Below are 23,783 nucleotides of genomic sequence, written 5' to 3'. Positions count from 1 at the left end.
GATGATTAACTAATACTGTTTAAAATGGAAAAGGGGAAGCCTTTTAAACAAATTATGCTAGGGATGTTCTAATGAACACTCAAGGATTCATTGAAAATAAGGGGGAGCTAGAAATGGATATATTAAAGGTTTCAGCAAAATCTAATCCTAATTCTGTTGCTGGTGCATTAGCTGGCGTTTTAAGAGAGCGAGGAGTGGCAGAGATCCAAGCTATTGGAGCTGGCGCACTCAATCAAGCTGTTAAGGCTGTAGCGATCGCTAGGGGCTTTGTTGCACCAAGCGGTGTTGATTTAATTTGTATACCTGCTTTTACTGATATCCAAATAGATGGTGAAGAACGTACGGCAATTAAACTCATAGTTGAGCCGAGATAATAAAGTACGAATGACTTAATAAATGATTAGGGTTTGACTCGGAAAAAAGAGTCAAACCCTTGTTTATTGTAAGAAAGTAGGTTTTCATGTAACTATCACTTAGTTTGGAAAGTGCTTAGACTTCCACTTATTTTAAAAATGAGGGGGAAATTAGTATGAATGTGTTTGATGCACACTGTGATATGCTATATAAGCTTTGGAGAGATCCTAAATTAAACGTGTTTGATGATAAAGCCCTTCATGTAACTATTTCTAAACTTAAATCTATGAATAAGTCTATTCAATGTTTTGCTATATTTGTCCCTGAAGATATTCCATTTATGAATCGATTAGCAGTAGCTCAATCACAAATATCAATTTTCTATCAAACAGTTCTAAATAAATACCCAGAGGTTAAATTAATAAAAACAAAATCAGATATCGATCATTTAAGAGAGTACGAGATCGGAGCAATTTTAACTTTAGAGGGCTGTGATGCAATTGGAGATCAGCTAGAACAAATAGAGATCTTTTATCAGTTAGGGATACGATCAGTAGGATTAACATGGAATTTTGCGAATCTTGTCGCAGATGGAGCACTTGAAAAGCGTAATGGTGGGATAACTAACTTTGGGAAAACAGTCATCACTAATTTGAATCAACACAAGCTATGGACAGATTTATCTCACACAAGTGAGAGAAGTTTTTGGGAGGCTCTTGATATAGCGGAACACCCTATTGCCTCACATTCGAATGCTTACAAGTTTTGTCCTCATGTTCGTAATCTAAAGGATGAGCAAATTATAGCCATGTTCAAAAAACAAGGGATGATTGGTATAACCTTTGTTCCATTTTTCACATCTACTGCTCCACAGACCACGATAGCAGATTTACTTAAGCATATAGACCATCTTTGCTCTTTAGGTGGAGAAAACCACATTGGCTTTGGTTCGGATTTTGATGGAATTGATGAAGCAATCATTGGTTTAGAGGACTATTCCTGTTACTACAATTTTATCAATCAATTAAATAAGAACTATCCAGAAAGATTGGTCAATAAGTTTGTTTATCAAAACTTTCTTGACAACATTCCATTCTAATTAATGTTTCATCACTGTGTATTTAAAGTTCTATCAAAAATTCTGTTCTGGTTTGCTTAGTTCTAAAGTCAATGCAAAGATTGTAATTGGCTTTTTTTTTACTATTTTAATAGAAAACCTTGTCTTTTTAAATAGTAGGGTCTAAAATTAAAAGCGTTTAGTATAATTCCAATCAAATTACTCTGGTTTATATTTATTGGTAGACCTAATTAGACGCTTCTTATAGACTTAAGGAGCAAAGTAAAAAGTTATTTCTTCATTTTGTATTCAATAAAGAAACAATTTTTAAATTTAATAGATGTTTTAGAGGGGGTAAATATATGATAAGTCAGCTTTCATGGAAAGTTGGTGGACAGCAAGGTGAAGGTATTGAAAGTACAGGTGAAGTATTTTCAATTGCATTAAACCGACAAGGCTATTATTTATATGGATATCGACATTTTTCTTCACGAATTAAAGGTGGGCACACCAATAATAAAATTAGAGTTAGTACGTCACAAGTTCGTGCAATTTCAGATGAACTTGATATATTAGTAGCTTTTGACCAAGAAACAATTGATGTGAATTTTCATGAGCTAAGAACTGGTGGAATCGTTCTAGCGGATGCAAAATTTAAGCCAACGATTCCTGATGCATCTAATGTAACACTGTATTCTGTACCCTTTACAGAAATTGCAGCTGAATTAGGAACTTCTTTGATGAAAAATATGGTTGCGATCGGTGCAACTAGTGCAATAATTAATCTAGATTCAGATCAATATCTAGAAGTTGTTCAAGATACATATGGGAAAAAGGGCGAAAAAATAGTTGAGAAAAACATGCAGGCGATTAATGCAGGATCCAATTATTTGAAAAATGAACTTCAGTTTGACCGTCAAGATATGTATTTAGAACCAGCGGACGGACAAAAGCGTATGTTCATGATTGGTAATGATGCAATTGCTTTAGGTGCAATAGCTGGAGGTTCTCGTTTTATGGCAGCCTATCCAATTACTCCTGCATCAGAAATTATGGAGTATCTAATTGACAAACTTCCTAAATTTGGTGGAGCTGTTATTCAAACAGAGGACGAAATTGCTGCTTGTACAATGGCCATTGGAGCTAACTATGCTGGAGCTCGCACGTTCACAGCTTCTGCTGGTCCAGGGTTATCCTTAATGATGGAAGCAATAGGGTTATCTGGAATAACAGAACAACCTCTTGTGATAATAGATACACAACGTGGAGGGCCGAGTACTGGTCTTCCAACAAAGCAAGAGCAATCAGATTTAATGGCAATGATATATGGTACCCATGGTGAAATACCAAAAGTTGTAATGGCACCAAGTACGGTGCAAGAAGCATTTTATGATACGATCGAGGCGTTCAATATCGCAGAAGAATACCAAGTACCTGTTATTCTTCTTACAGATTTACAGCTATCCCTAGGCAAACAAACAGTTGAACCGTTAGATTATAGCAAAATAGAAATTAGACGTGGCAAGCTTCAAATAGAAGACCTACCAGCAGTTGAAAATAAATCATACTTTAAACGCTTTGAGGTAACTGAGGATGGTGTCTCACCACGTGTCATACCTGGTATGAAAAATGGAATTCATCATGTAACAGGAGTAGAGCATGATGAAACAGGCAAACCATCAGAGGCATCAGGAAATAGAATTGATCAAATGGATAAACGGTTAAGAAAACTTAACAACATTCAATTTAAAAATCCAGTTCATAAAAACGCTAGACATAATGAACCAGATATCTTGCTAGTTGGTTTTATTTCAACAAGAGGAACGATTGAGGAAGCGATGGTCCGTTTAGAGGCTGAGGGTGTAAAAGTAAATCATGCACAAATTCGCCTTATCCATCCATTTCCAACTGAAGAGATGCTACCATTAGTTGAATCAGCTAAGAAGATCATCGTTGTTGAAAACAATGCCACTGGACAATTAGCAAATTTATTGAAAATGAATGTTGGGTATGCTAACAAAATTTCATCGATATTAAAATATGATGGAAACCCATTCCTGCCGTATGAAATTCATTTGAAAAGCAAGGAGTTGATCTGAGATGACTACAACTACAACTTTTAAAGACTTTCGTAATAATGTTAAACCAAATTGGTGCCCTGGTTGTGGTGATTTTTCAGTCCAAGCGGCTATTCAACGTGCTGCTGCTAATGTGGGTTTAACACCTGAGCAGCTTGCTTTAGTTTCTGGTATCGGTTGCTCTGGACGTATATCCGGATATGTTCATTCATATGGTTTTCATGGTATTCATGGACGATCTTTACCAATTGCGCAAGGTGTGAAAATGGCTAACAGAGATTTAACAGTTATTGCTTCTGGTGGAGATGGGGATGGCTTTGCGATCGGAATGGGTCACACTATTCATGCGATTCGTCGTAATATTGACATCACATATATAGTTATGGATAACCAAATCTATGGTTTAACAAAAGGTCAAACCTCACCACGTAGTGATGCAGGCTTTGTGACGAAAAGTACACCGAAGGGTTCAATCGAATCTTCTTTGTCTGTTATGGAAATGGCTTTAACTGCTGGGGCAACATTTGTCGCTCAGAGCTTTTCAACCGATCTTAAGGATTTAACATCTTTAATTGAAGCAGGTATTAAACATAAGGGATTTTCGTTAATCAACGTATTCAGTCCATGTGTGACATACAACAAAGTAAACACTTATGATTGGTTTAAACAGAACTTGACAAAATTGAACGATGTAACTGATTATGATGCAAATAATAAAGAAATAGCCATGCAAACCCTTATGAAACATAACGGCTTAGTAACCGGCTTAATTTACCAAAATACAGAGCAAAGGTCTTATCAAGAACACATTGATGGATATAGCGACAAACCATTATCTGAAGCGGATTTGTCGATAAATGAAGTAGAGTTTGATAAATTGGTAGCAGAATTTATGTAACTGGGTTTCAATATAGGACTAATGAGTTAATATCTCATTGGTCCTTTTTGCATGCTGTTTTTGTAATTATTGCGGCTTTATTCACTTAGATAAGCAACAAACTTCTTGAAATGATTCTACTTGTAAAGATACTTCGACTTTCACACCATTTTTTATGCAAAGGCATATACCAATAAATATATTCCTATAAGCAAAGGATTCATTTAGTAAAGTATAAGAAAGAGGTATAAAAGTGAGCGAGTTGAAAAAATAATGAGTATTGAAATGGTTATAGTTGGTCTACTTGTGGGTTTTCTGATTGGTTTAACTGGAGTAGGTGGTGCAGCTATCTTGACGCCTATATTAATTATTACAGGCATTAATCCATCTATTGCTGTAGGAACTGATTTGGTCTACAATTCGTTAACGAAGTTTTTTGGGACAATTCAACATTGGAGACAAAAAACAATAAATTTCAGTTTAGTGAAGTATCTTGCGTTTGGTAGTCTTCCAAGTACAGCTATTACGATAACTTTTATTAATTATTTTGACAATAGCTTCATTAATCAAGACCAGTTGATCAAAAATGTACTTGGTTATGTATTAATTTTAGTTGCACTATCTATTTTTACTCGGGTGTTTTTTTATAAAAAATTAAAACCCAATTATGTACAATTAATGACTATTGAACAAAAAAAGTGGCTAACAATTGTTATTGGTATGTTTTTAGGTTTTATAGTAGGTCTTACGTCAATTGGTTCTGGTTCGTTGTTTATTGTTGTGGTCCTTTATCTATATCAACTAAAAGCTTCTGAATTGGTTGGGACAGATATTGCTCATGCATTTTTATTAGTTACTGTCGCAGGATTATTCTATATAGGAGTCGGTAACATAAATTATTTACTATTAGTTAACCTGCTTATTGGCTCAATTCCAGGTGTATTAATAGGCAGTAGACTTTCCGTCAAAGTTCCTACTAGACCTCTTCAAACCATTGTTGCATTGTTGATTCTTATCAGTGGTTTCAAACTTATATAATAACATCAGTCACTGTTCTATATGTTGCCGCATAAGAGAAAAGTACAAAGGTTGGAAAAGATGAAAAACCACCAATGAGAAATAGCAAATTTTTATGTACATACGCTACCAAGAGTCGGTTGCGTATTTTTTTCTGGACATTTAGACACCATATAATGAAACAATTGCTTATTTAACAAGGTTGATTGAAATAACAAAAGATTTGTAAAAAACTTAGGTAAGGACGCTTTATTGGTTTTTATTTCCTTTATCAATATTTGATAGTAGGGAAAATATAAATTTAACAAGTTAGTTTGGAATTTAATAAAGGAAGGAGTTTGGACAAATGATCTATTTTCAACCTGAGTTTCGTAACCAACAAGGGGAAATCATTAATGTAATAGATGCAAATAGTAAAGCAGTGGGGTATATCGCCTATATGTATAATGGAGAAGATCTTTATGTTATGGGGCAGCTAGATAATGAGGGGGAGAAGCAGAACTACCTTGATATTACCTCTAGATATATCGAAGGGATAAAAAAATCAATTCTTCTAGATGGTGAGAAGGAGCCGAATTTATTTATCCACCTTGGAGGCGAAGTAATTAATTATAATCAGGAAGAGAAGGACAAAGAGAAAGGAAAAAATAAAGAAGAATAAAAAGGACATTAAGAGTTAAAAAGAACTTCTACAGATGTTGATGCATAGGATGTTTCCATAGACATTTTACCCATTAGGAGGGAACGTTTTGTGAAACATCTTCATAATATCTGTCATCCCCAACTTATTGATCCATCAGGAGAAAGGATCAGTAAGTCAGATGAACTAGGTTTAACCATGTTAATTGATAAAGGAATAGGAATCTCTTCATTTGAAGAACTTTTAGAGCAAGCAGGTCAGTATATTGAATATATAAAGCTAGGTTTTGGTACTTCTGTACTGTATCCGCCCGAACTTTTACAAAAAAAACTCTTATTGGCGAAAAAATCAAATGTTATCCTTTACACAGGGGGCACATTATTTGAGATAGCGGTTCATAAAGGTGTTCTAAGCGAATACTTCGAATTTTTACAGCAACTAGGTTTTAATCATATTGAAATTTCTGACGGTACAATAGAATTACCTAATAAAAAGCGACGAAAAATAATAGTAGAAGCAGTTGCTAAGGGGTTTACAGTGATAACTGAATGCGGAAAAAAAGCATTAGGCAGTCATTTTGAAGTGAAAGAATTGGAACGAACCCTTTATTCAGACCTTGAATGTGGTGCTAAGCATGTAATTGTAGAAGGTAGGGAATCCGGGGAGAATGTTGGTATTTATAATGATCAAGGATTGATTGATAAAGAATTCCTTCAGGAAATTGAGCAAACGATTCCGATTCATTTAAGAAATTACCTCATTTGGGAAGCGCCACAAAAAAAACAACAAATAGATTTAATTCATTTTTGGGGTAGAAACGTTAATATGGGGAATATTCAATGTGAAGATGTTTATAATCTAGAATGCCTTAGAAGAGGCTTGAGATTCGATACTTTTCCAACACACAGATCAAAAACTATGTTATTAGACTAAATGAAAATAGTGAATTGCTCAAATGGATTTTTCAAATTTTTTAATTTCTTGTGTTTCCTTTCATAACTAATTTATTACTATAAAATATTCATAACGTTATAATAGAGCCATTCTTCAGGGGAATTAATGACCCTTTGGAACGGCTCTAGTTTCATTTATATCCTGAAAACGTTTAAAAGATGGTAAACAAAAGTATTAATTTTAACAATCATCAAGTAAATGTTACCAATAAACTGAACCATCCCATCGATATGTTTCTAATATCTCGGTATTGATTTCTGTACCAATACCAATCCCATTAGGTAATTCAACTGTACTATTGGTGGGGTGAATTGATAGTAGAGAAATAAGTTGATTTTCCATAACATCCCATTCAACAGGTTCAATCTCGTCATTAGTCATTTTACTCCAGGGTGGAAGGCAAGCTTGAACAAATAAAGCGTAAAGCCTAGAAAGTGGTCCGTCAAATGTATGTGGAGAACATCTTAAACCAAAAGCCCTCGATAGTAACATCGTTTCCCGATATTCATCTATTCCGTTTTCATGCATCACATCTGGTTGAATAATATCAACAGCACCTTCTTTAAAGAGAGGAATAAACTGTGCAATTGACTTTAGATTTTCTCCACCAGCAATTGGAATCGAAAGACAATTCCGTAGTAATTTATAATCTGAAAGCCTGTCCAAAGGCATTGGTTCTTCAAACCATAACATATTTGACCAACTTGAAAAATATTGTTCCCATATACGTGCAGTAGCAGCGTCATAGCTTTGATTTGCATCAAGTGCTAGTTTAATTTTCCCTTCAAGTTTACCTTGGATGGCTTTAATATGAACTAAATCCTCTTGCATGGTCTTACCACCAATTTTCACCTTCATTTTGTCATACCCACTATAGATAGCTTGGTCAATCATATTCATTGAATGGTTTATCCAGTCAGTTCGTTCAGAGTAAGATTGAAAAGATGCATAAACAGGTATCTCTTCTCTTAATTTACCACCCCACAGGTCACAAATAGAAAGATTAGCGGATTTTGCTACGATTTCAGTTAGAGCCATACTTATAGCAGAGGCAGAACGTTTATGCCATTTTTTTATATGACTGATAATATGCAGACGATCTGTAGCTTTTTTACCTAATAGAAAGGGTATTATACGATCATTGAAACCTTTTTCTAGGGTTGGAAGCCAGTCGATACATTCTCCCCATCCATGTAACCCTGTATCTGTTGTAACCTTTACTAAATAACATGTGCGATAGTCTTTATACCCATTTGCATCTCCATATGGCTCAGTAAGGTGATAAAGTAATGGAAATGTTTCAACTTTTTTTATTTTCAATATAATTCCTACCTTTCAAAGTTTAAAAAGTTAACAGCCTTCTTATTATGATGATAATGAAATAATCGCTTTTGAAAAGAAACATAATAAATAGGTTATGGAAAAAAGTGATTAAGATGTATTCCTCTCTTGACTTGTATCAAAAATTTAGTTGAGGGAAATGTAAACATAGAACAATTAATATTGGAGGAAAGTAAATGGACGCAAAAAAAGGAACTGCAAGCCTGACTGCCATTGCCCTTATTCCCTTAGTTATGGTTTTAGGGAACTCAATGCTAGTGCCTGTACTCCCCACTATGAAAACGAAACTGGACTTAACTCAATTTCAAGTGAGTTTAATTATTACAGTATTTTCATTAGCAGCAGGCTTAATCATCCCTTTTGTAGGATACCTATCTGATCGATTTGGTCGTAAATGGATCATCATTATTTCGTTAATCATTTATGGGATTGGTGGGATCGTCTCAGGTTTAGCGGCGTGGAAGATGGATAATTCCTATATGGTGATATTAATCGGAAGGATTATTCAGGGAATAGGAGCAGCTGGTACTTCTCCGATAGCGATGGCATTAATTGGTGATATATACTCGGGAGCGAAGGAAAGTAAAGCTTTAGGGGTAATTGAGTCAACCAATGGACTAGGAAAAATTTTATCACCAATCATTGGATCATTAATTGCTTTAATTATATGGTATGCAGTGTTTTTTACTTTTCCAATTCTCTGTTTTGCAACAGCACTCTTTATTTGGTTTGGCGTGAAAGAAAAGAAAAAAGAGAAGGGGGAGCCCTTACCAATATATCTTAAAGATTTAAAACACATATTTAAAATGAAAGGAAAATGGTTATTTCCAGCATTTTTTGTTGGTGCTGTGGGACTATTTATCCTCTTTGGGGTATTATTTTATTTATCAGATATGTTGGAAACAACTCTCAAAATTGATGGGATACTAAAAGGTGGAATTCTTGCTATTCCTTTATTGGGGATGGTGGTTACTGCCTATGTTACAGGTGCCAAGATTAAGCAAAACAAACCATTAATTAGAAGAATCATGATGATTGGACTACTCCTTTTAACTGGCGCAATGTTATCTGTTTCTTTCTTTCAACAAATTTATATTATGATAGGGCTTTTAACATTGGGCAGTATTGGAACTGGTCTATTACTACCATGTTTAAATACACTAATTACTGGTGCTGTTGATAAAGAAGAAAGAGGAATGATTACGTCTTTATATGGTAGTGTTCGCTTTCTAGGGGTAGCTTTTGGTCCTCCACTTTTTAGTTGGTTAATGGGAATATCTCATCAAGCTGTATTTCTCAGTATGACAGGTTTAAGTTTTGTGACTTTACTTTTAGCGTTCTTTTTTATAAAGCCCAGTAAAAATAAAAAAGGAGAAAAGGAAAAAGCAGAAAAAACAGCTACCCTCTTTAAAAAGGGAAACAAAATACCGACTACCTAATCTTAGAATATTTTTGAAATGACGTAAATAATTTTCATTAACAAAGCAGTGATTGCAGCAGCCATAAGCGGACCTACTGGAATCCCGCGCAAAAAAACAATACCAATAATAGAACCTACAACAAGCCCAACGACCATATGTGGCTCGACTCGTAGCATCTCTAATCCTTTTCCGTTCATGTATGTAGCAATAGCTCCTCCTGCAATAGCAACAGCTCCTGACAGTGTTGTTAGGAGGAGTAATATGTCTTTCCCTGATATTTTTCCGCTTGCAAAGGGAACTAACACCGAAATGGTTAAAAATAATAGCCCAAGTTCTAGACCACGACGTTCTAGCATCGGGAATAAACGCTCCAATGAAGATAATTTTAATACCAACAATACACTGGCAGCAGTAGCAATTATTGGAGAACGTCCGATAATTCCAATTATTATAAGTATAACAAGTGCTAATTCACCTGAAGATATGTTCATCGTTATCCAACCCCTGTCCCATTTCTACTATACAGTTCTATGTTCGTAACATAGAAAGTATTCTATTTCCTTTCACAAATGGGACTACTGCAAAATGATCAACTTGGCCACAGTACAAGATATCTTCGGTGAATTGGTGCTCTACTAATCTCTTTCCAGTTATTGTTGAAAACAAAATAGCTGGAATTTGTTGAAGAAGCTGAAGATAACATGCCTCCATTGCATCAGAGAAATCACAAGTGATAATATCGGTATTTATTTTTTTAGCTATGTGAACCATTAACCCAGCAGCCAGACCATCCTCTAAAGCAAACTCACTTCTAGTACCAGCACAATAAACTGTAATATCACGATTTTGTTTAATTGCTTCTTTCACACATGCAGTTGCATTTAAAAGACAACCAATTAACACCTTGTTTGCATTTTTTACGTTTTCAATCGCATTAGTCCCATTGGTTGTTGTTAAGACAAGATGCTTAGCCTTAGAGTCCACATCCTTAATGGAAGTAGGGGAATTGTTATAATCAAAACCATCAATTTTTTTACAATGTTTTTCTCCAGCTAGAATGGTATGTAATGAACGTAATGCAAAAGCTTCTTTTGGGGTTTTAACAGTAATAACACTTGCGTATCCAAAGTATAGAGCTGTAACAATAGTACTAGATGCTCGTAGAACGTCAATAACAATTACAGTCCTACCACTTACGAGTTCTTTATTGATTCCATCAACGGTTGCAACCGTAGATATTCGCAAATAATTTCCTCCTTTATTCATGAAGCTAATCAATTTAATATATGATTCATTCAGGAAAAAATGTTTACAGTAATGGGATCTTTTAGCATGAATTTTAAAAGCCTACTTAAAAGGTATTACTTTTATTTGTTTTTCGTTACCCAATCTAAAGAGGGACCTACGACCTTTTTCAATAGAAATAGTACATACTCTCGTATGAATGGATGGGAACTTATTCTTTATCACTTATTTTTTTTGAAATTTAAGACATTATAGTTAACGGATAAAAAAATAGAAGGAAATGAATACTAAATAGTGGATAGACTACCACCTAGGGGGTGAAAGTAAATGACTGAGTTTACAACAAAAGAGTTAGCATTTATTGAGGATGAAATAAGAGCAGAGGAAATTATTGCAAAAACAATGAATTGGTGTGCATCCGAATGTACAGATCAAAATCTTAGAAAATCACTAGAACAGTTAGCAGAGCATCATCAATTGAAAATCGCCGATCTTTCTCAATACTTCAATAGATCTGGAAATATCCATTAATGTTTTTCTCTATATAAATGGATAATTTTATAAAATAAACGTAAAACTTTTAGGAGATAGATAAAATGCCAAATAATATCGAAGGTCGTGGTTTAACAGATCGGGAAATGATCCAGCTGTGTTTAGAATTAGAAAAAGGGCGCTGTCGATGTATTAGCAATACACTAGTAGAAACAAGTCATAGCGAATTACGGGAAGTATATCAACAATGTTTTGATAACGCGATCAATAACCAATATAAGTTGTATGATATTATGAAGGAAAAAGGTTGGTATAAAACAGAAGTGGCCACAACAAAACAAATAGGTAATGTTCAGAGCATGATGCAAAATAATTTACATCCAGATAACAAGTTTTAAGCTTTTTACTACAATCGTTAGAAAACAATCTAAGATTACCCCAGATAGGGTTAGGATCCTTTTGGGGTTTTTAACGTGGATGAGTATAAAAAAGTTGGCGGGTAGATAGTACTAAAGCTTATAACAATTTAAACATCAATAATAGAAAATGATCATATAGGATAATAAACTGTATTTTCGTTTATTTTTCTTCCTATGAGAAATAAAGTAAACTATACTAGACTGATAGAAAATATGAATCAAATATAAGGTGATTAATAATGAAAGTCATAATAGCAGAAAAACCTGACCAAGCCTCAACCCTATGTGCTGGATTCCAAAGAGTTAAGCGGGATGGTTACTTCGAAATAAAACCGAATGAACTGTTTCCGAATGGAGCATATTGTACTTGGGCGATTGGTCATCTTACACAATTGATCGCACCAGAAGGTTATAAGCCAGAATGGAAAAAGTGGTCACTGACAATGTTACCAATGATTCCTGACAAATTTAAATATGAAGTATCTAAATCAAAAATAAAGCAATTTAATGTTATAAAACAACTTTTAAAAAATCAAGCGGTTACTGAAATTATTCATGCTGGTGATGCTGGGCGAGAAGGAGAGTTAATCATTCGCAACATAATTCAAGTAGCTGGTGTGAAAAAACCGTTAAAAAGATTATGGATCTCATCGTTAACTCAAGCTTCTATCTACGAAGGTTTTCGTCAACTACTTGATGATGATAAAACGAAAAATCTCTACTATGAAGCATATTCAAGAGCATGTGCTGATTGGCTAGTAGGGATGAATGCTTCAAGGGTGTACTCACTCCTTTTAAAAGAAAAAGGTATGAATGATGTATTTTCGGCGGGACGTGTACAAACACCAACACTTGCACTAATTGTAAAAAGAGAAAATGAGATCGATGCATTTAAACCGGAGCAATTTTGGGAAATTATAGCTACTTTCCAGGTGAATGGAAAGAAGTATAAAGGGAAATGGCAAAAGGATCAACAGTCACGAGTAATGAATGAAGAACTAGCAAAAAAAATGGCTGAATTTTGTAATGATAAATCTGCAGTAATAAAAGAGTTAATAACAGAGCGCAAGGAATATCAACCCCCATCGCTGTTTAATTTGTCAGCCCTTCAGGCTACAGCGAACAAAGCGTTTAAGTTTTCTCCCAAAAAAACACTGGATCTAGTGCAGTCTCTTTATCAAAAAGGGATCGTTTCCTATCCTCGTAGTGACTCTACCTATGTGACAGAAGGTGAAGCAGAGCTTTTTCCAGATACACTAGCCAAATTAAGTGCCTTTGATGAGTTTAAGGATTTATTTCCATTACCAATATCATCAATTGTTAATAATACACGTTATGTCAATGAAAAGAAGGTAACCGATCACTATGCAATCATTCCTACTGAACAAGTGAAGGATCCTAAAAGACTACCGGCAGATGAACAAAAAATGTATGACATGATTGTTCGTAGACTAATAGCAGCCCATTATCCTAAAGCGATCTTTGATTATTCTACTTTACTAACACTTGTTGACGGACGAGCTGAATTTATTACAAAAGGTAAGCAACAAATTCAAGAGGGCTGGCGTAAAGTGATATTCCAAAATGATAAAGAGAAGGATCAGTTACTTCCAAATATTATCAAAGGAGATAAAGGACGTGTAGACAAAGTTGAAGTAAAAGAAGGTAAAACGCAGCCTCCTAAGCGATATACAGAGGGACAATTAATTACTTTGATGAAAACTGCCGGGAAATACTTAGATAATGATGAATTGGAAAAGGTATTAAGCAAGGTTGAAGGATTAGGAACAGAGGCTACGAGAGCGGGCATCATTACGATGTTAAAGGATCGGAACTATATTGATATAAAGAAGAATCAAGTCTTTGCAACAGACAAAGGGAAAGTTCTCATAGAGGCAGTTGGTGATCAAATATTGGCATCACCAGAAATGACTGCAAAATGGGAACAACGACTTTCTGAGATAGGTGAAGGACAAGCATCACCTGGTACATTTATGGAACTCACAAAAAAATTGTCGACTAAAATTGTCAATGATGCTGTTACTGTTGCGCCTACTTGGAACTTTGTAGGTATGAAAGTAGAGACGATTCAGAGGACAACATCGAGATTTACCATAGGTAAAAAGGTTGGTCCATGTAAGCTCTGTAATGGTGATGTGGTTGATAAGGGAGAATTTTATGGGTGTTCTAACTATAAAGTCAATAAATGTACCTTTACACTATCTAAGAAAATTTTAGGGCAGAAACTATCATTATCAAATGTTCAAAAACTATTAAAAGATGGCCATTCAAGCTTAATTAAAGGTTTTAAAAAAGGAGAAAAGACGTTTGATGCAAAACTAGAATGGAAGGATGGAAAGATTGGATTTCTTTTTGAGGAAAACGCGAAGGAACGTAATTAAGGTCTTTTTTAGGAGAAAAGAAAGCTCCAGGCGCCATCGGCTCGAGGCATAAGCCGATCCGTCCAAAAGGTTAAAAAGAGCAACCTTTCAGCCGCCTTGTCTTATGCTTTTCGCCGATATGCGGCCGTCTTGCGCTTTCGGTATATAGGCAAACACCTCATTATTGAACCCAATTTATGGATCTCTCATATGCTACATTGATTCACTAAGGAGGGATTTCGTTTGTTTAGGAAACAAGAGATGAAAGATAATCTATGTAGAAATGAAATGAGAATTAAAATTGGACCAGAAGCAATAAAATTCAAAACAGCAAATGAGGAAGATGAGGGAGGTTTCCCTTTTTTAATCGAAGGAACAATTTGCCAAGTAGGCTTGAATTTTGTTGATTTATTACAAGATAACAATAGTGTAATAACGATTCTAACTGATAAAATTACCGATATAAGTTGGGACGACCCGGAATGTCAAAAAATCAATACAGGATGTATTGGTGATCACACTAAATGTGAACAATCAGAATGCTGTACAGAATGTAAGGATCGACAAGGACTGAGGCAGCAACAAAAAATGAATACACACAATAGAATCTGCCAAACATGTCATCTGATTTCTTGTCAATGTGACGATAACCTCGGGTATATTCATAGTGATTCGACAATGCGATCTAAGAAACGCAATCGGTTCAATAAACGTGCCTCAAAGGTTTGTCCACATTGTTCGAGTGAATATATGACAAAACAGGATCATTGTCCAGCATGTCATAAAAACGATATAGCCAATGATCACCAGCATGATATTTGCCACCAGAGGATAACATGTTTCTTTGATCATCCTATTCCATTTTGTGATGATCGAATTGAATTACGGCTCGCAGGTCTCACTGATGATGTTAATTTTAAGTTACTTCAGCATAAAGGTTGCAGAGTGAAAATAGGCGTCAATTAAGCTAATGATATCAAACAAACAAAAGCCCTCGGGAACAATCCGAAGGCTTTTTAACTTAAGATTTATAATTTCTTGTCATTCAAATTCTATGTGATAATGGGCGTACTGTTGCAAAGTAATGCATTTTTTGTTATTGCTTCTTGTTCAATTTCTATAAAGCATAATTCATCGAAGTCAATCCCTTGTGTTTCATTGTCGATCTCTAATTCAACTCTTCGATCATTTACTATTAGAAGTAATCCGTCTTTTTCCATTACTTCATTATCGACTTTTACATAAATAAAACAATCAAGATAACTTGTTAGGAATAGCTTGAGTTCTAAGCCATAAAAGAGATTAATGAGAAATGGACTTTTTGAAACAACCTCACTAAAATGGAGTGTTAAGTTGCGTCTAAGGCAGTCATTAATGTTCAGTAATTCTTGTTCTTGATTGTTCATCATATTTAAAGGACTAGGTTTCTCTATAAATAGAAGTCTCTCAAAAGGAATAACAAGTAAGTTTCCAATGTCTGATTTTAATAAAATAAAATTTAATCCTGCATTTAAAAACAATCCATTAAGAGTTTTTCCCTCTTCCTCATTGCAATTAACAGTAACACAAACAAATTGATTTTTAAGCTTGACTAAATCTTTTTGAAGCGATCGAAAGTTTTCCTTGTCTCTCTCCACGCCAATACTAAGTAATAATTCATTTGCTTCTGATATACATTGTTCTAACCTTTCTAATTCCTCAGGAGATAAGGTACTGTTGGCCGAAGGGATTTCAGGCTGTGGTATTCGCTCCGGACACATTAAAGAAGAACAAAAGGACTCATCTTCACCTTTTGATTCGAAACAATGTGGGCAGTAGAAATCATTCACTTCAATGTTATCAAATGGACCACTTCTTTTTTTTCTACTGTATCGACTAATTGTAAACACTCTCCTTTCATCGTTCATATACCTACTATATGGGTTGAGTGAATTTTGGTATGGGCGCTCATAAAAACAAAATAAAAAAGTAAAGGTACCAGATTATCCCTTCAACGTTAACAAAAAAATCCATATTTATCACACTAATAAAGAATATCGACAAGCCGTAGACTCATAAAAATTAATAATAGGACAGATAAGGGGAGCTTAGTATGGTAAGTGGCGTTTTGGGACTCTTGCTTTATGGAAATATTTTAGTACTGACCTTAATATATATGTACCTTTTTCGTATCCGTAAACTAATAGGATTCCAATTAGGTATGAATATCTCCAACATGGTTGGAGGTTTTTTATCGATCGTTACCGGAGTGATTTTAATCTACCAATTTCCATTAAAGTTTGTTTTAGTTACTGTGATTACAACGCTAATTGGAATGATTGTCGGTGGTTTATTTGGGGGGTTATTTGATTATCAAACTCTTTTAACGGGTTATAGTAATGGCTTAATGATGGGAATAATGTCCCCAATGATCGGAGCAGCGGCTCAAGGTAACCTTATCTTTTTAACTTTTTTAGAGGCTATTTTTCTTGCTTCTATCCTATTATTTATCCTTTCTGCCAAGCATACCTAGTAGGAAAGGATGTGTGATACATGCTATTTTTTCTTCTCGTTTTATTATTCATTAACAGTTTGATAGCTATTGTTATGTATCGAATTCTATTTAAGAAGCGGAAATTGTATATTGATCGTTTTGCTATGATCATGTCGATGAGTATCAGCGGAGTCTTAAGCATGAATTGTGCAATGATTATGCAATTCTTATTCACCATTGACATGGTAAATATAGTTGTTTTCACGATCATCATAGGCGGCTGTATGGGTATTATTTTTGGTTCATTAGTGAAATTCCAATCAATATTATCAGGGTTTACACATGGTGTTACTGGAAGTTTGATGGGGAATATGCTAGGAGTGGTGATTAAAGATCCAACTATTTGCAGCTTGCCTGCTACTTATCTTGCTAGTGTAGAAGAGAATATGATCATCTTCAGTTTATTTGGTACAGCACTTGTGATCAGCACAATCAGCTTAGTTCATTATTCGTTAAAGGTTTAATCTTTCAAGGTTTTTCGAAAGAAAAGGAAGTAAACGTTTTGTACTTGGTTTAGTGCCTAGCCACTCGAGGGAAAAAGAAAATTCACTTTTTCCTAGGTCATAAGCCACTAATGAATTGAAGGAAAGAACACCTCCATTTCATTAGTGTCTTATTTGCCCTAGGCTAATCAAGGCGCTTGCGCTTTTCTTAATTGGGGTGATGATATGAAAGAGGGTAAATCAACTAAAAAGGGTAAAAAAATTTACTTTAACGACTATAAAAAGGAACTGAAGGAGAGGAAAATGTCTGAAGTTGTTAAAATGGATATCATTAACGAATTTAATATCCGTAATGGTAAAGGACTCACATCACCAACTACTGGAACAACAACCGAGGAATCTAGGCTTTTAACAGATTATATTGATAAAGCAAATATATTTACGATCTCAAAGCAAGATGTCAGACGAGGGAAAAATCTAACGTTAAGGAAATTTTTAAAATCAAAACGAAACCAACAGGTAGAGATCTATTCAAAATGTGGATCTGAATCACGTTATAAGGAGGGAAAGGTTAGCACGATTGGTCGAGACTTTGTGATGTTGACTAATCTAAAGGAAAGGGTTTGGATACCATATTCAACGATTGAATCGGCAAACAACCCATTCGGAATTCCAACATACTCCAATACGCATCAACATTATCTTTACGATAATCAATTAAGGAAAAAGTTGATCCAACAGTTTGGAGAAACCGTCGCAAAACGAGATATCTTAATTCAACAATTTTATGAAGAATCAATGCAAACAAATTTAGATTCCTGGAAGGATACTTGGGTAGTCGTACATCTAAATGAAATTCAAAAGAAAGTTGGGAAAATTGTAAGTTCTAAAGACGATATCCTTCATATTGCATTTTTTGGAAAAGAAGAACATATGAATTTAAAAGATGTTCAATACGTCGAAACGATAAGACTATTATCGCTTTTTACCTATATGTTTAAGCATTCGGAAAAAAAATCTGAAAATTAATTCATGCTGTTTGATTGGAGGAGTGTAAATGGCAAATCGAAAAAGAGGAAGTCAGGAAAATAGAAAACAAGATAAAGATAATAAACAACATGAAGAAAACAAGGATTTACCAAAAGAAAAGGAAAGAAAGCACGATGATGATCGGGTTTTTGATGGTGAAATCCGTGTCAAAATAGTAGATATTGAAGATCGTCTTGTTGAAGAATTACAAGGTCTAATAGATACGAGTATTCTAATTATAACAGAATCTGATCAACTAAATTTATTTGGTCAGGCATTTAGGCCGATATTTTGCGGAACAATCTTGACCGTTACACAGGGGGATGTCACGTTATTTCCAGTAAATATAAAAATGATTAATGCACCATTTTTCCAGTTCCCAACACCTTTAAGTATACCACTTGAAAAAATCGCCCAATACACACCTAATTTTGATTGTAATCAACGAATACCCTTGACATAATTTAGAGTCTTTTGACTTATGGGTGGAATTTCGTAATAGCATGCCTGCTAATTCTTATAAAATTCGTTATATTTAATTTGTTTTGTTTTTAAAGGAGGGGTCTGTTTATGAAGAATGAATGTGACTTTACAGAAATAACTATACCATCTAATAATGAAATCCATGATGAAGCGTTAATCATGGAATTTGAGTTAGGAATAGGGAAAAATGTATTTATCATGACTCCTTCGTTTCCGTTTATAATGATTGGAAGAATCATGGATGTAATAGGAGATCATGTTGTGGTGGATGTCAGGGTTACGACAATAGGAGAATTGGAGAATAGAGTATGGTCGATTCATGTTCATTCAATTGAAGTGTTTTATATCGAGCAAAAGGGGTTACCGAGAATTCCTGAATTAAATGATGATATCTAGGAAGAGGGAGAGATCATTTGAAACGATTTTATCACATTGTTGCGATACCAATTCGGATTGTATTAAACAATTTTGGTGATTACAATGATACGGGTATGATGTATGTATTAAAAGAAAATGAGGAAAAAGTAAAGCAAGCGGTAAGAAAGAATCCGTTTAGTCCAGTTGATCTTGTGCAACCTCTTTGTATCCGCGCAAATCGAGAAGATACGGTAGAAATACTTTTTGAAAATAAAATCCATTTTGCAACAGGTATGCATTTTCAAGAAGCTGACTATGATGTACTAGATTCTGATGGTGCAAATGTAGGATTTAACCCTGATTCACTAGCGGACCCTGGTGAGAAAATACTATATCGTATTCAAATGAATCACGAAGGAGTTTACCTGTTTACAGACCTAGGTAATCCTGATAGTAGTGATGAGGGAACAAATATTAATGGTTTGTTTGGATGTTTATTTGTTCAAAGACGGGGTTCATGGTGGACAGATCCAGAAACAGGCGGACCTCTACATAGTGGGGCCAATGCGGATGTTCATCATCCGTTTTCACCTTCATTCCGTGAGTATGGATTTATCTTTCATGATGAAATGTCAACGAAGGATATAACAGGAAACCGTCCACTAGATCCTGAAACAAATCAGGAAAGCGAGTCAACACATGCGATAAATTATCGTTATGAGCCACTTCAGAATCGCCAAAAATTAATTGAAGAAGGTGTCGTCTGTCCTGAATGTCAAGGTGAAGAGGTTCATCACGACTCTTGGGTATTTGGCGATCCAGCCACACCAATCTACCGCGGGTATAAAGGTGATCCCGCGAAAGTTAGGCTTGTTCATGGTGGGGTAAAAGAAACTCATGTTTTTCATTATCATGTCCATACCTGGTTTCGAGATCCTCAGAATACCGATTCTGATGTGTTTGATGCACAGGCAATCAGCCCACAAAGCTGGTATACAGTTGAACCGCTTTACGGTTTAGGTTCACTCCAAGGAGCAATAGGTGATGCAATTATCCATTGTCACTTATATCCACATTTTGGCGTAGGTATGTGGGCGTTAAATAGAGTGTTTGATACACTTCAAGATGGAAGTCAATGTTATCCAAATGGTGTACCAATAAAAGCATTACAGCCATTACCAGATCGTCCATGTCCACCTAAACCAACCAAGGAAAAACCAGGATTTCCTAACTTCATACCAGGAAAAGTAGGTTTTAAAGCACCAAGGCCACCACTTGGGATTGTTGGCGGAAGGGGTCTAACCGAGCTTGAGCGTAATGCTGCTGTTCCAACTGCAAGGCCAGGAGCGGTTTTTGTTGACCCATGTATTGTTTTAGAAAATCCAATATTGCAGGAGTTTAATGTTTCACTTATCGAGCTCCCGATTGTGTATAACCGGCAAGGCTGGAATGATCCTAAAGGTAGGATCTATGTTCTCGATGAAGATATAGATGATGTATTAGCAGGCAGAAAGGAACCAGAGCCACTTGTTCTTCATATGAATGCAGGTTCTTGTATTTCCGTTAATTTTACCAATCGGCTTCATGAAGTAGCTGGAGGAGATGCCTTTCAGCTTGTGACCAGAACATACGAAACAGCCTTTCACGTACATTTTGTCAAATTTGATGTATTAGTTAGCGATGGTGCCAATGTTGGCTGGAATTATGATTCAAGTGTTCTTCCGGGTGAAACGATCACTTATGAATACTTTGCCGATGTTGAGTTAAAAGCATGGTTCTTACATGATCATTTATTTGCGTCCTATCATCAACAGCATGGAGTATTTGGTGCAGGTGTAATACACGGACGGTTTTCGCAATTTCTTGATTCTCAAACTGGTGAGGAAGTAAGCAATGGTGCTCAAATTACAGTCACTCACCCATTTATTCCTGATTATCGAGATTTTGTATTAATGGTCCAAGATTTTGCTTTGCTCTTTGATGAAAATGGCTGTCCGTTAAATCCTCCAGAATTCCCAGGCTCACAGGATGATCCGGGTTTATTCGCTGTGAATTATAAAAATGAACCTTTACAATTCCGTTTAGGAAAAGGTTGTGATCCAGCTTATTCGTTTAGCTCATTTGTCAATGGAGATCCAGTCACACCAATATTACATTGTTATGAAGGAGATCCCGTACGGATTCGAATATTGCAGGGGGCACAGGAAGAATCCCATAGCTTTAATGTTCATGGACTTAGGTGGAAAAAGGAACGGCCAGATGTCGAGACAGAATTTCAATCTCAAGAACATATCGGGATATCGGAATCCTTTACTTTTGAGATGGAAGTTCCTAGATCAGGAGATTATCTCTGGGCATTTGAGACTGAAGAGGATCTATGGAATGGTTGCTGGGGATTAATACGTGCATATGATGAAGAAGTCGATTTTCTTATTCCTTTGCCAGACCGTCCTTGTCCACCTGTGAGAACGAAACCATTGCCAATATGTACGGGAGAACCTCCAGCTCCAGCTGAATGTGTCTTAGTTGATGCACCAGTAAACGCACCTGTAAAATGTTTTAATATTGTAGCCTTTCACATCCCTATTCTTTATAGCAAATGGGGAGAACACGATCCCTTTGGTATTATTTTTGCATTAGAGGAGGATATGGATGACATTCTATGTGGTAAGAAAACTCCTACTCCGCTAATCATAAGAGCAAATCAAGGGGATGTAGTAGAAATCCATTTAACAAGCTGTTTAAAGGAAGATCAGTTTCCATTTCCAGACGGGATTTGGCCTTATCCTCCTGTGAAGGAACAGGCTTTCTACCCACCGTCTGTCAGAATATCATTGCACCCTCAATTGATTCAATATGATGTGAAATCATCATCAGGTGAAACAGTGGGATTTAATCCTGATCAAACGGTAGGTCCTGGTGAAACAATTATGTATCGTTGGTATGTAGATGTAGCGGTTGGAGCTTGTGGAATGTGGGATATGGCAGATATCAGAAACCATCGATCACTGGGAACATTTGGTGTTTTTATTGCAGAGCCTAGATCAACACAAATTTTAGATCCAATGACAACAACACCAGCCTTAATTACACAGGAGAGTGTTATCTTAAAAAATCCTTATTTACCAAAAATCAGAGAATTTGTTCTCGTTTTGTATGATGGTGCTAGATTAGAAGATAAGCATGGTTGTGTTATCATTGATCCAGTTGATGGGATCTTAACGGGAGTTGATCCTGACGAGATTGGTGATCTAGTAGATACGTATGATAATGGATCTCGAGGCTTTAACTATCGAACGGAACGATTAATAAATCGTCTGAGACAGCATCCAGTGTTAAAGGATTTATTTAGTTCAAAAGTCCATGGTGATCCTTCCACACCTGTTTTTGAAGCATATCCAGGTGACCCAATTACGATTAGATTGGTCAATCCATCAGAACGTAGACGTGCACATACCTTCCACTTACATGGACATTATTGGAACACAGATGATCGAGATATTTTTTCACAAGTTAAGTCAATAGAGGACCATATTGTATTAGGGCATGCGAGAGATCTTGCATTGCATTATGGAGCAGGTAGTTATTTTAACTTCCCGGGAGACTATATGTATCGTTCAGGAAATATTCGTTGGGATATCGAGCAAGGGATGTGGGGGATTCTAAGAGTGCACAAGAAAAAGCAAAAGCATCTTCCACCGCTTAATTAAGCAATACAAACGATCAATTTGTTTCTATAATGAGTGACAGCAACGATTTCTCATAAGGTGTGAAGTTGAATGAGGGGAAAAAAATATTTTATTTTTCTGATCCTGAGTGTTACCGGATTTCTGCTTATTTCTTGGTTATGGCCACAAGGAGGACAATTACCGATATTAGATAAGTTGGATAGCTTTCAATTAGATGATGTCCACGGAGGTAAGTATCAATCAACAAATGAAAAAATAAAACTAGTGACCTTCTTCTATACAAATTGTCCAGACGTTTGTCCCCTAACAATGGTTGACTATAAAGAGCTACAAGAAGTCCTAAAGAATGAAGGATATTTTGGGGAAACAGTAGAATTAGTGGCAATTTCAATCGACCCTGAAAATGATACGCCTTCGATTATAAAGAATTATGCAGCATCATTTGAAGCTGATCCAACTGGTTGGAAATGGTTAAGAGGGACACCACAGCAAACGAAAAAAATAGCTGACAAATTAAAAATGAATTATCAAAAGCTAGAAGGAGATTTCTTTTCTCATTCAATTACAATGTACTTAATAGATGAGGAGGACCAGATTCGCGCTCTTTATGATATGGCAAGTTCCACAAAGACAGTAGAAAAGGAAAAAATAATTGAGGATATTAAGCATTTGGTACAGGATAAATAGTTAATAAGCATTAACGGCGGGGCTATCCAGAAAGTTGTATTTCGACTTTTGGGATAGCCTATTTAATGTTTCAGAACCTAAATATATCAACTTTCTTGTTTATTGTATTTGAGGGATTTCCACTTTTCGGACAGCCTCTTTTTAAGTTTCAAAGTTAGTATATCGAATAACTGTTTTTTCACATCAACTACTTTACAGAGTTAGTCTACCTTCAAATAATATCTACTTAATCATGGTTCACAGAAGGGTTATCACCCATTTATTGAAATATGGATACCATAAATAT

The 23,783-nt window shown here is 35.5% G+C and carries 23 protein-coding genes; 19 read left to right on the top strand and 4 right to left on the bottom strand.

All coding sequences use genetic code 11. The annotated features are described in order from the left end of the window. The first annotated feature begins 113 nt into the window (after window positions 1-113). From spoVS to comA, 7 genes are all read left to right on the top strand, one after another. Window positions 114-374 (top strand): stage V sporulation protein SpoVS, encoded by a 261-nt coding sequence (gene spoVS / locus AC6CHR_RS01645; RefSeq protein ID WP_498246704.1) that lies wholly within the window; start codon window positions 114-116, stop codon window positions 372-374. A 155-nt stretch (window positions 375-529) separates the two neighbouring features. Next, complete coding sequence (locus AC6CHR_RS01640) at window positions 530-1,453, top strand: dipeptidase (RefSeq protein ID WP_498246703.1); 924 nt, start codon at window positions 530-532, stop codon at window positions 1,451-1,453. Between the two features lie 320 nt (window positions 1,454-1,773). Beyond that, window positions 1,774-3,510: a 2-oxoacid:acceptor oxidoreductase subunit alpha gene (locus AC6CHR_RS01635; protein ID WP_498246702.1), complete on the top strand. Its 1,737-nt coding sequence runs from the start codon at window positions 1,774-1,776 to the stop codon at window positions 3,508-3,510. A gap of 1 nt (window position 3,511) precedes the next feature. Then, a complete protein-coding gene (locus AC6CHR_RS01630; protein ID WP_498246701.1) occupies window positions 3,512-4,387 on the top strand; it encodes a 2-oxoacid:ferredoxin oxidoreductase subunit beta in 876 nt (291 codons plus the stop codon). Window positions 4,388-4,639: 252 nt separating this feature from the next. Then, entirely contained in the window at window positions 4,640-5,404 is a 765-nt protein-coding gene (locus AC6CHR_RS01625; RefSeq protein WP_498246700.1) for a sulfite exporter TauE/SafE family protein, read from the top strand. Between the two features lie 325 nt (window positions 5,405-5,729). Further along, on the top strand, window positions 5,730-6,044 hold the full coding sequence (locus AC6CHR_RS01620; RefSeq protein WP_498246699.1) for a hypothetical protein: 315 nt from the start codon (window positions 5,730-5,732) through the stop codon (window positions 6,042-6,044). Between the two features lie 90 nt (window positions 6,045-6,134). Then, window positions 6,135-6,956 (top strand): phosphosulfolactate synthase, encoded by an 822-nt coding sequence (gene comA / locus AC6CHR_RS01615; RefSeq protein ID WP_498246698.1) that lies wholly within the window; start codon window positions 6,135-6,137, stop codon window positions 6,954-6,956. A gap of 222 nt (window positions 6,957-7,178) precedes the next feature. Here comA and AC6CHR_RS01610 read toward each other — a convergent pair whose 3' ends face one another. After that, window positions 7,179-8,297, bottom strand: a complete 1,119-nt coding sequence (locus AC6CHR_RS01610) for a mandelate racemase/muconate lactonizing enzyme family protein (protein ID WP_498246697.1) — start codon at window positions 8,295-8,297, stop codon at window positions 7,179-7,181. Between the two features lie 197 nt (window positions 8,298-8,494). Here AC6CHR_RS01610 and AC6CHR_RS01605 point away from each other — a divergent pair, with 197 nt between their 5' ends. Then, window positions 8,495-9,757, top strand: a complete 1,263-nt coding sequence (locus AC6CHR_RS01605; RefSeq protein ID WP_498246696.1) for an MFS transporter — start codon at window positions 8,495-8,497, stop codon at window positions 9,755-9,757. A gap of 2 nt (window positions 9,758-9,759) precedes the next feature. On the opposite strand, the gene AC6CHR_RS01600 is transcribed toward AC6CHR_RS01605, so the two are convergent. Next, the gene (locus tag AC6CHR_RS01600) at window positions 9,760-10,224 is read right to left on the bottom strand and encodes a DUF441 domain-containing protein (protein WP_498246854.1); all 465 of its coding nucleotides are present in this window, start codon (window positions 10,222-10,224) and stop codon (window positions 9,760-9,762) included. A 43-nt stretch (window positions 10,225-10,267) separates the two neighbouring features. Then, on the bottom strand, window positions 10,268-10,984 hold the full coding sequence (locus tag AC6CHR_RS01595; protein WP_498246695.1) for a 2-phosphosulfolactate phosphatase: 717 nt from the start codon (window positions 10,982-10,984) through the stop codon (window positions 10,268-10,270). Between the two features lie 327 nt (window positions 10,985-11,311). Between AC6CHR_RS01595 and AC6CHR_RS01590 the strand changes: the two genes are divergently transcribed. The 4 genes from AC6CHR_RS01590 to AC6CHR_RS01575 all read left to right on the top strand — a co-directional run bounded on the left by AC6CHR_RS01590 (window position 11,312) and on the right by AC6CHR_RS01575 (window position 15,242). Next, window positions 11,312-11,515 (top strand): hypothetical protein, encoded by a 204-nt coding sequence (locus AC6CHR_RS01590; RefSeq protein WP_498246694.1) that lies wholly within the window; start codon window positions 11,312-11,314, stop codon window positions 11,513-11,515. Window positions 11,516-11,580: 65 nt separating this feature from the next. Beyond that, window positions 11,581-11,874, top strand: a complete 294-nt coding sequence (locus AC6CHR_RS01585) for a spore coat protein (protein ID WP_498246693.1) — start codon at window positions 11,581-11,583, stop codon at window positions 11,872-11,874. A 260-nt stretch (window positions 11,875-12,134) separates the two neighbouring features. After that, complete coding sequence (locus AC6CHR_RS01580; protein WP_498246692.1) at window positions 12,135-14,297, top strand: DNA topoisomerase III; 2,163 nt, start codon at window positions 12,135-12,137, stop codon at window positions 14,295-14,297. 222 nt (window positions 14,298-14,519) lie between these two features. Further along, window positions 14,520-15,242, top strand: a complete 723-nt coding sequence (locus tag AC6CHR_RS01575) for a hypothetical protein (protein WP_498246691.1) — start codon at window positions 14,520-14,522, stop codon at window positions 15,240-15,242. Between the two features lie 86 nt (window positions 15,243-15,328). On the opposite strand, the gene AC6CHR_RS01570 is transcribed toward AC6CHR_RS01575, so the two are convergent. Beyond that, the gene (locus AC6CHR_RS01570; RefSeq protein ID WP_498246690.1) at window positions 15,329-16,165 is read right to left on the bottom strand and encodes a hypothetical protein; all 837 of its coding nucleotides are present in this window, start codon (window positions 16,163-16,165) and stop codon (window positions 15,329-15,331) included. A 203-nt stretch (window positions 16,166-16,368) separates the two neighbouring features. Between AC6CHR_RS01570 and AC6CHR_RS01565 the strand changes: the two genes are divergently transcribed. From AC6CHR_RS01565 to AC6CHR_RS01535, 7 genes are all read left to right on the top strand, one after another. Beyond that, window positions 16,369-16,788, top strand: a complete 420-nt coding sequence (locus AC6CHR_RS01565) for a hypothetical protein (RefSeq protein ID WP_498246689.1) — start codon at window positions 16,369-16,371, stop codon at window positions 16,786-16,788. A 20-nt stretch (window positions 16,789-16,808) separates the two neighbouring features. Next, complete coding sequence (locus tag AC6CHR_RS01560; protein ID WP_498246688.1) at window positions 16,809-17,273, top strand: hypothetical protein; 465 nt, start codon at window positions 16,809-16,811, stop codon at window positions 17,271-17,273. Between the two features lie 204 nt (window positions 17,274-17,477). Continuing rightward, the gene (locus tag AC6CHR_RS01555) at window positions 17,478-18,281 is read left to right on the top strand and encodes a hypothetical protein (RefSeq protein ID WP_498246687.1); all 804 of its coding nucleotides are present in this window, start codon (window positions 17,478-17,480) and stop codon (window positions 18,279-18,281) included. Between the two features lie 28 nt (window positions 18,282-18,309). Then, on the top strand, window positions 18,310-18,744 hold the full coding sequence (locus AC6CHR_RS01550; protein ID WP_498246686.1) for a hypothetical protein: 435 nt from the start codon (window positions 18,310-18,312) through the stop codon (window positions 18,742-18,744). A gap of 107 nt (window positions 18,745-18,851) precedes the next feature. After that, entirely contained in the window at window positions 18,852-19,160 is a 309-nt protein-coding gene (locus AC6CHR_RS01545) for a hypothetical protein (protein WP_498246685.1), read from the top strand. Window positions 19,161-19,177: 17 nt separating this feature from the next. Next, window positions 19,178-22,831 (top strand): multicopper oxidase domain-containing protein, encoded by a 3,654-nt coding sequence (locus AC6CHR_RS01540; RefSeq protein WP_498246684.1) that lies wholly within the window; start codon window positions 19,178-19,180, stop codon window positions 22,829-22,831. Between the two features lie 69 nt (window positions 22,832-22,900). Then, the gene (locus AC6CHR_RS01535) at window positions 22,901-23,497 is read left to right on the top strand and encodes an SCO family protein (protein WP_498246683.1); all 597 of its coding nucleotides are present in this window, start codon (window positions 22,901-22,903) and stop codon (window positions 23,495-23,497) included. Window positions 23,498-23,783 lie beyond the last annotated feature (286 nt).

This window comes from Metabacillus sp. GQ13 (genome assembly GCF_059758525.1).
This window is presented reverse-complemented; position numbering and strand designations above follow the sequence as displayed.

Bases quoted from the DNA above. Each gene is read 5' to 3' on its own strand.
- AC6CHR_RS01535 (WP_498246683.1), top strand. From the start codon at position 22,901: ATGAGGGGAAAAAAATATTTTATTTTTCTGATCCTGAGTGTTACCGGA.
- spoVS (WP_498246704.1), top strand. From the start codon at position 114: ATGGATATATTAAAGGTTTCAGCAAAATCTAATCCTAATTCTGTTGCT.
- AC6CHR_RS01590 (WP_498246694.1), top strand. From the start codon at position 11,312: ATGACTGAGTTTACAACAAAAGAGTTAGCATTTATTGAGGATGAAATA.
- AC6CHR_RS01605 (WP_498246696.1), top strand. From the start codon at position 8,495: ATGGACGCAAAAAAAGGAACTGCAAGCCTGACTGCCATTGCCCTTATT.
- AC6CHR_RS01625 (WP_498246700.1), top strand. From the start codon at position 4,640: ATGAGTATTGAAATGGTTATAGTTGGTCTACTTGTGGGTTTTCTGATT.
- AC6CHR_RS01640 (WP_498246703.1), top strand. From the start codon at position 530: ATGAATGTGTTTGATGCACACTGTGATATGCTATATAAGCTTTGGAGA.
- AC6CHR_RS01560 (WP_498246688.1), top strand. From the start codon at position 16,809: ATGCTATTTTTTCTTCTCGTTTTATTATTCATTAACAGTTTGATAGCT.
- AC6CHR_RS01620 (WP_498246699.1), top strand. From the start codon at position 5,730: ATGATCTATTTTCAACCTGAGTTTCGTAACCAACAAGGGGAAATCATT.
- AC6CHR_RS01550 (WP_498246686.1), top strand. From the start codon at position 18,310: ATGGCAAATCGAAAAAGAGGAAGTCAGGAAAATAGAAAACAAGATAAA.
- AC6CHR_RS01565 (WP_498246689.1), top strand. From the start codon at position 16,369: ATGGTAAGTGGCGTTTTGGGACTCTTGCTTTATGGAAATATTTTAGTA.
- AC6CHR_RS01630 (WP_498246701.1), top strand. From the start codon at position 3,512: ATGACTACAACTACAACTTTTAAAGACTTTCGTAATAATGTTAAACCA.
- AC6CHR_RS01555 (WP_498246687.1), top strand. From the start codon at position 17,478: ATGAAAGAGGGTAAATCAACTAAAAAGGGTAAAAAAATTTACTTTAAC.
- AC6CHR_RS01635 (WP_498246702.1), top strand. From the start codon at position 1,774: ATGATAAGTCAGCTTTCATGGAAAGTTGGTGGACAGCAAGGTGAAGGT.
- AC6CHR_RS01585 (WP_498246693.1), top strand. From the start codon at position 11,581: ATGCCAAATAATATCGAAGGTCGTGGTTTAACAGATCGGGAAATGATC.
- AC6CHR_RS01580 (WP_498246692.1), top strand. From the start codon at position 12,135: ATGAAAGTCATAATAGCAGAAAAACCTGACCAAGCCTCAACCCTATGT.
- AC6CHR_RS01545 (WP_498246685.1), top strand. From the start codon at position 18,852: ATGAAGAATGAATGTGACTTTACAGAAATAACTATACCATCTAATAAT.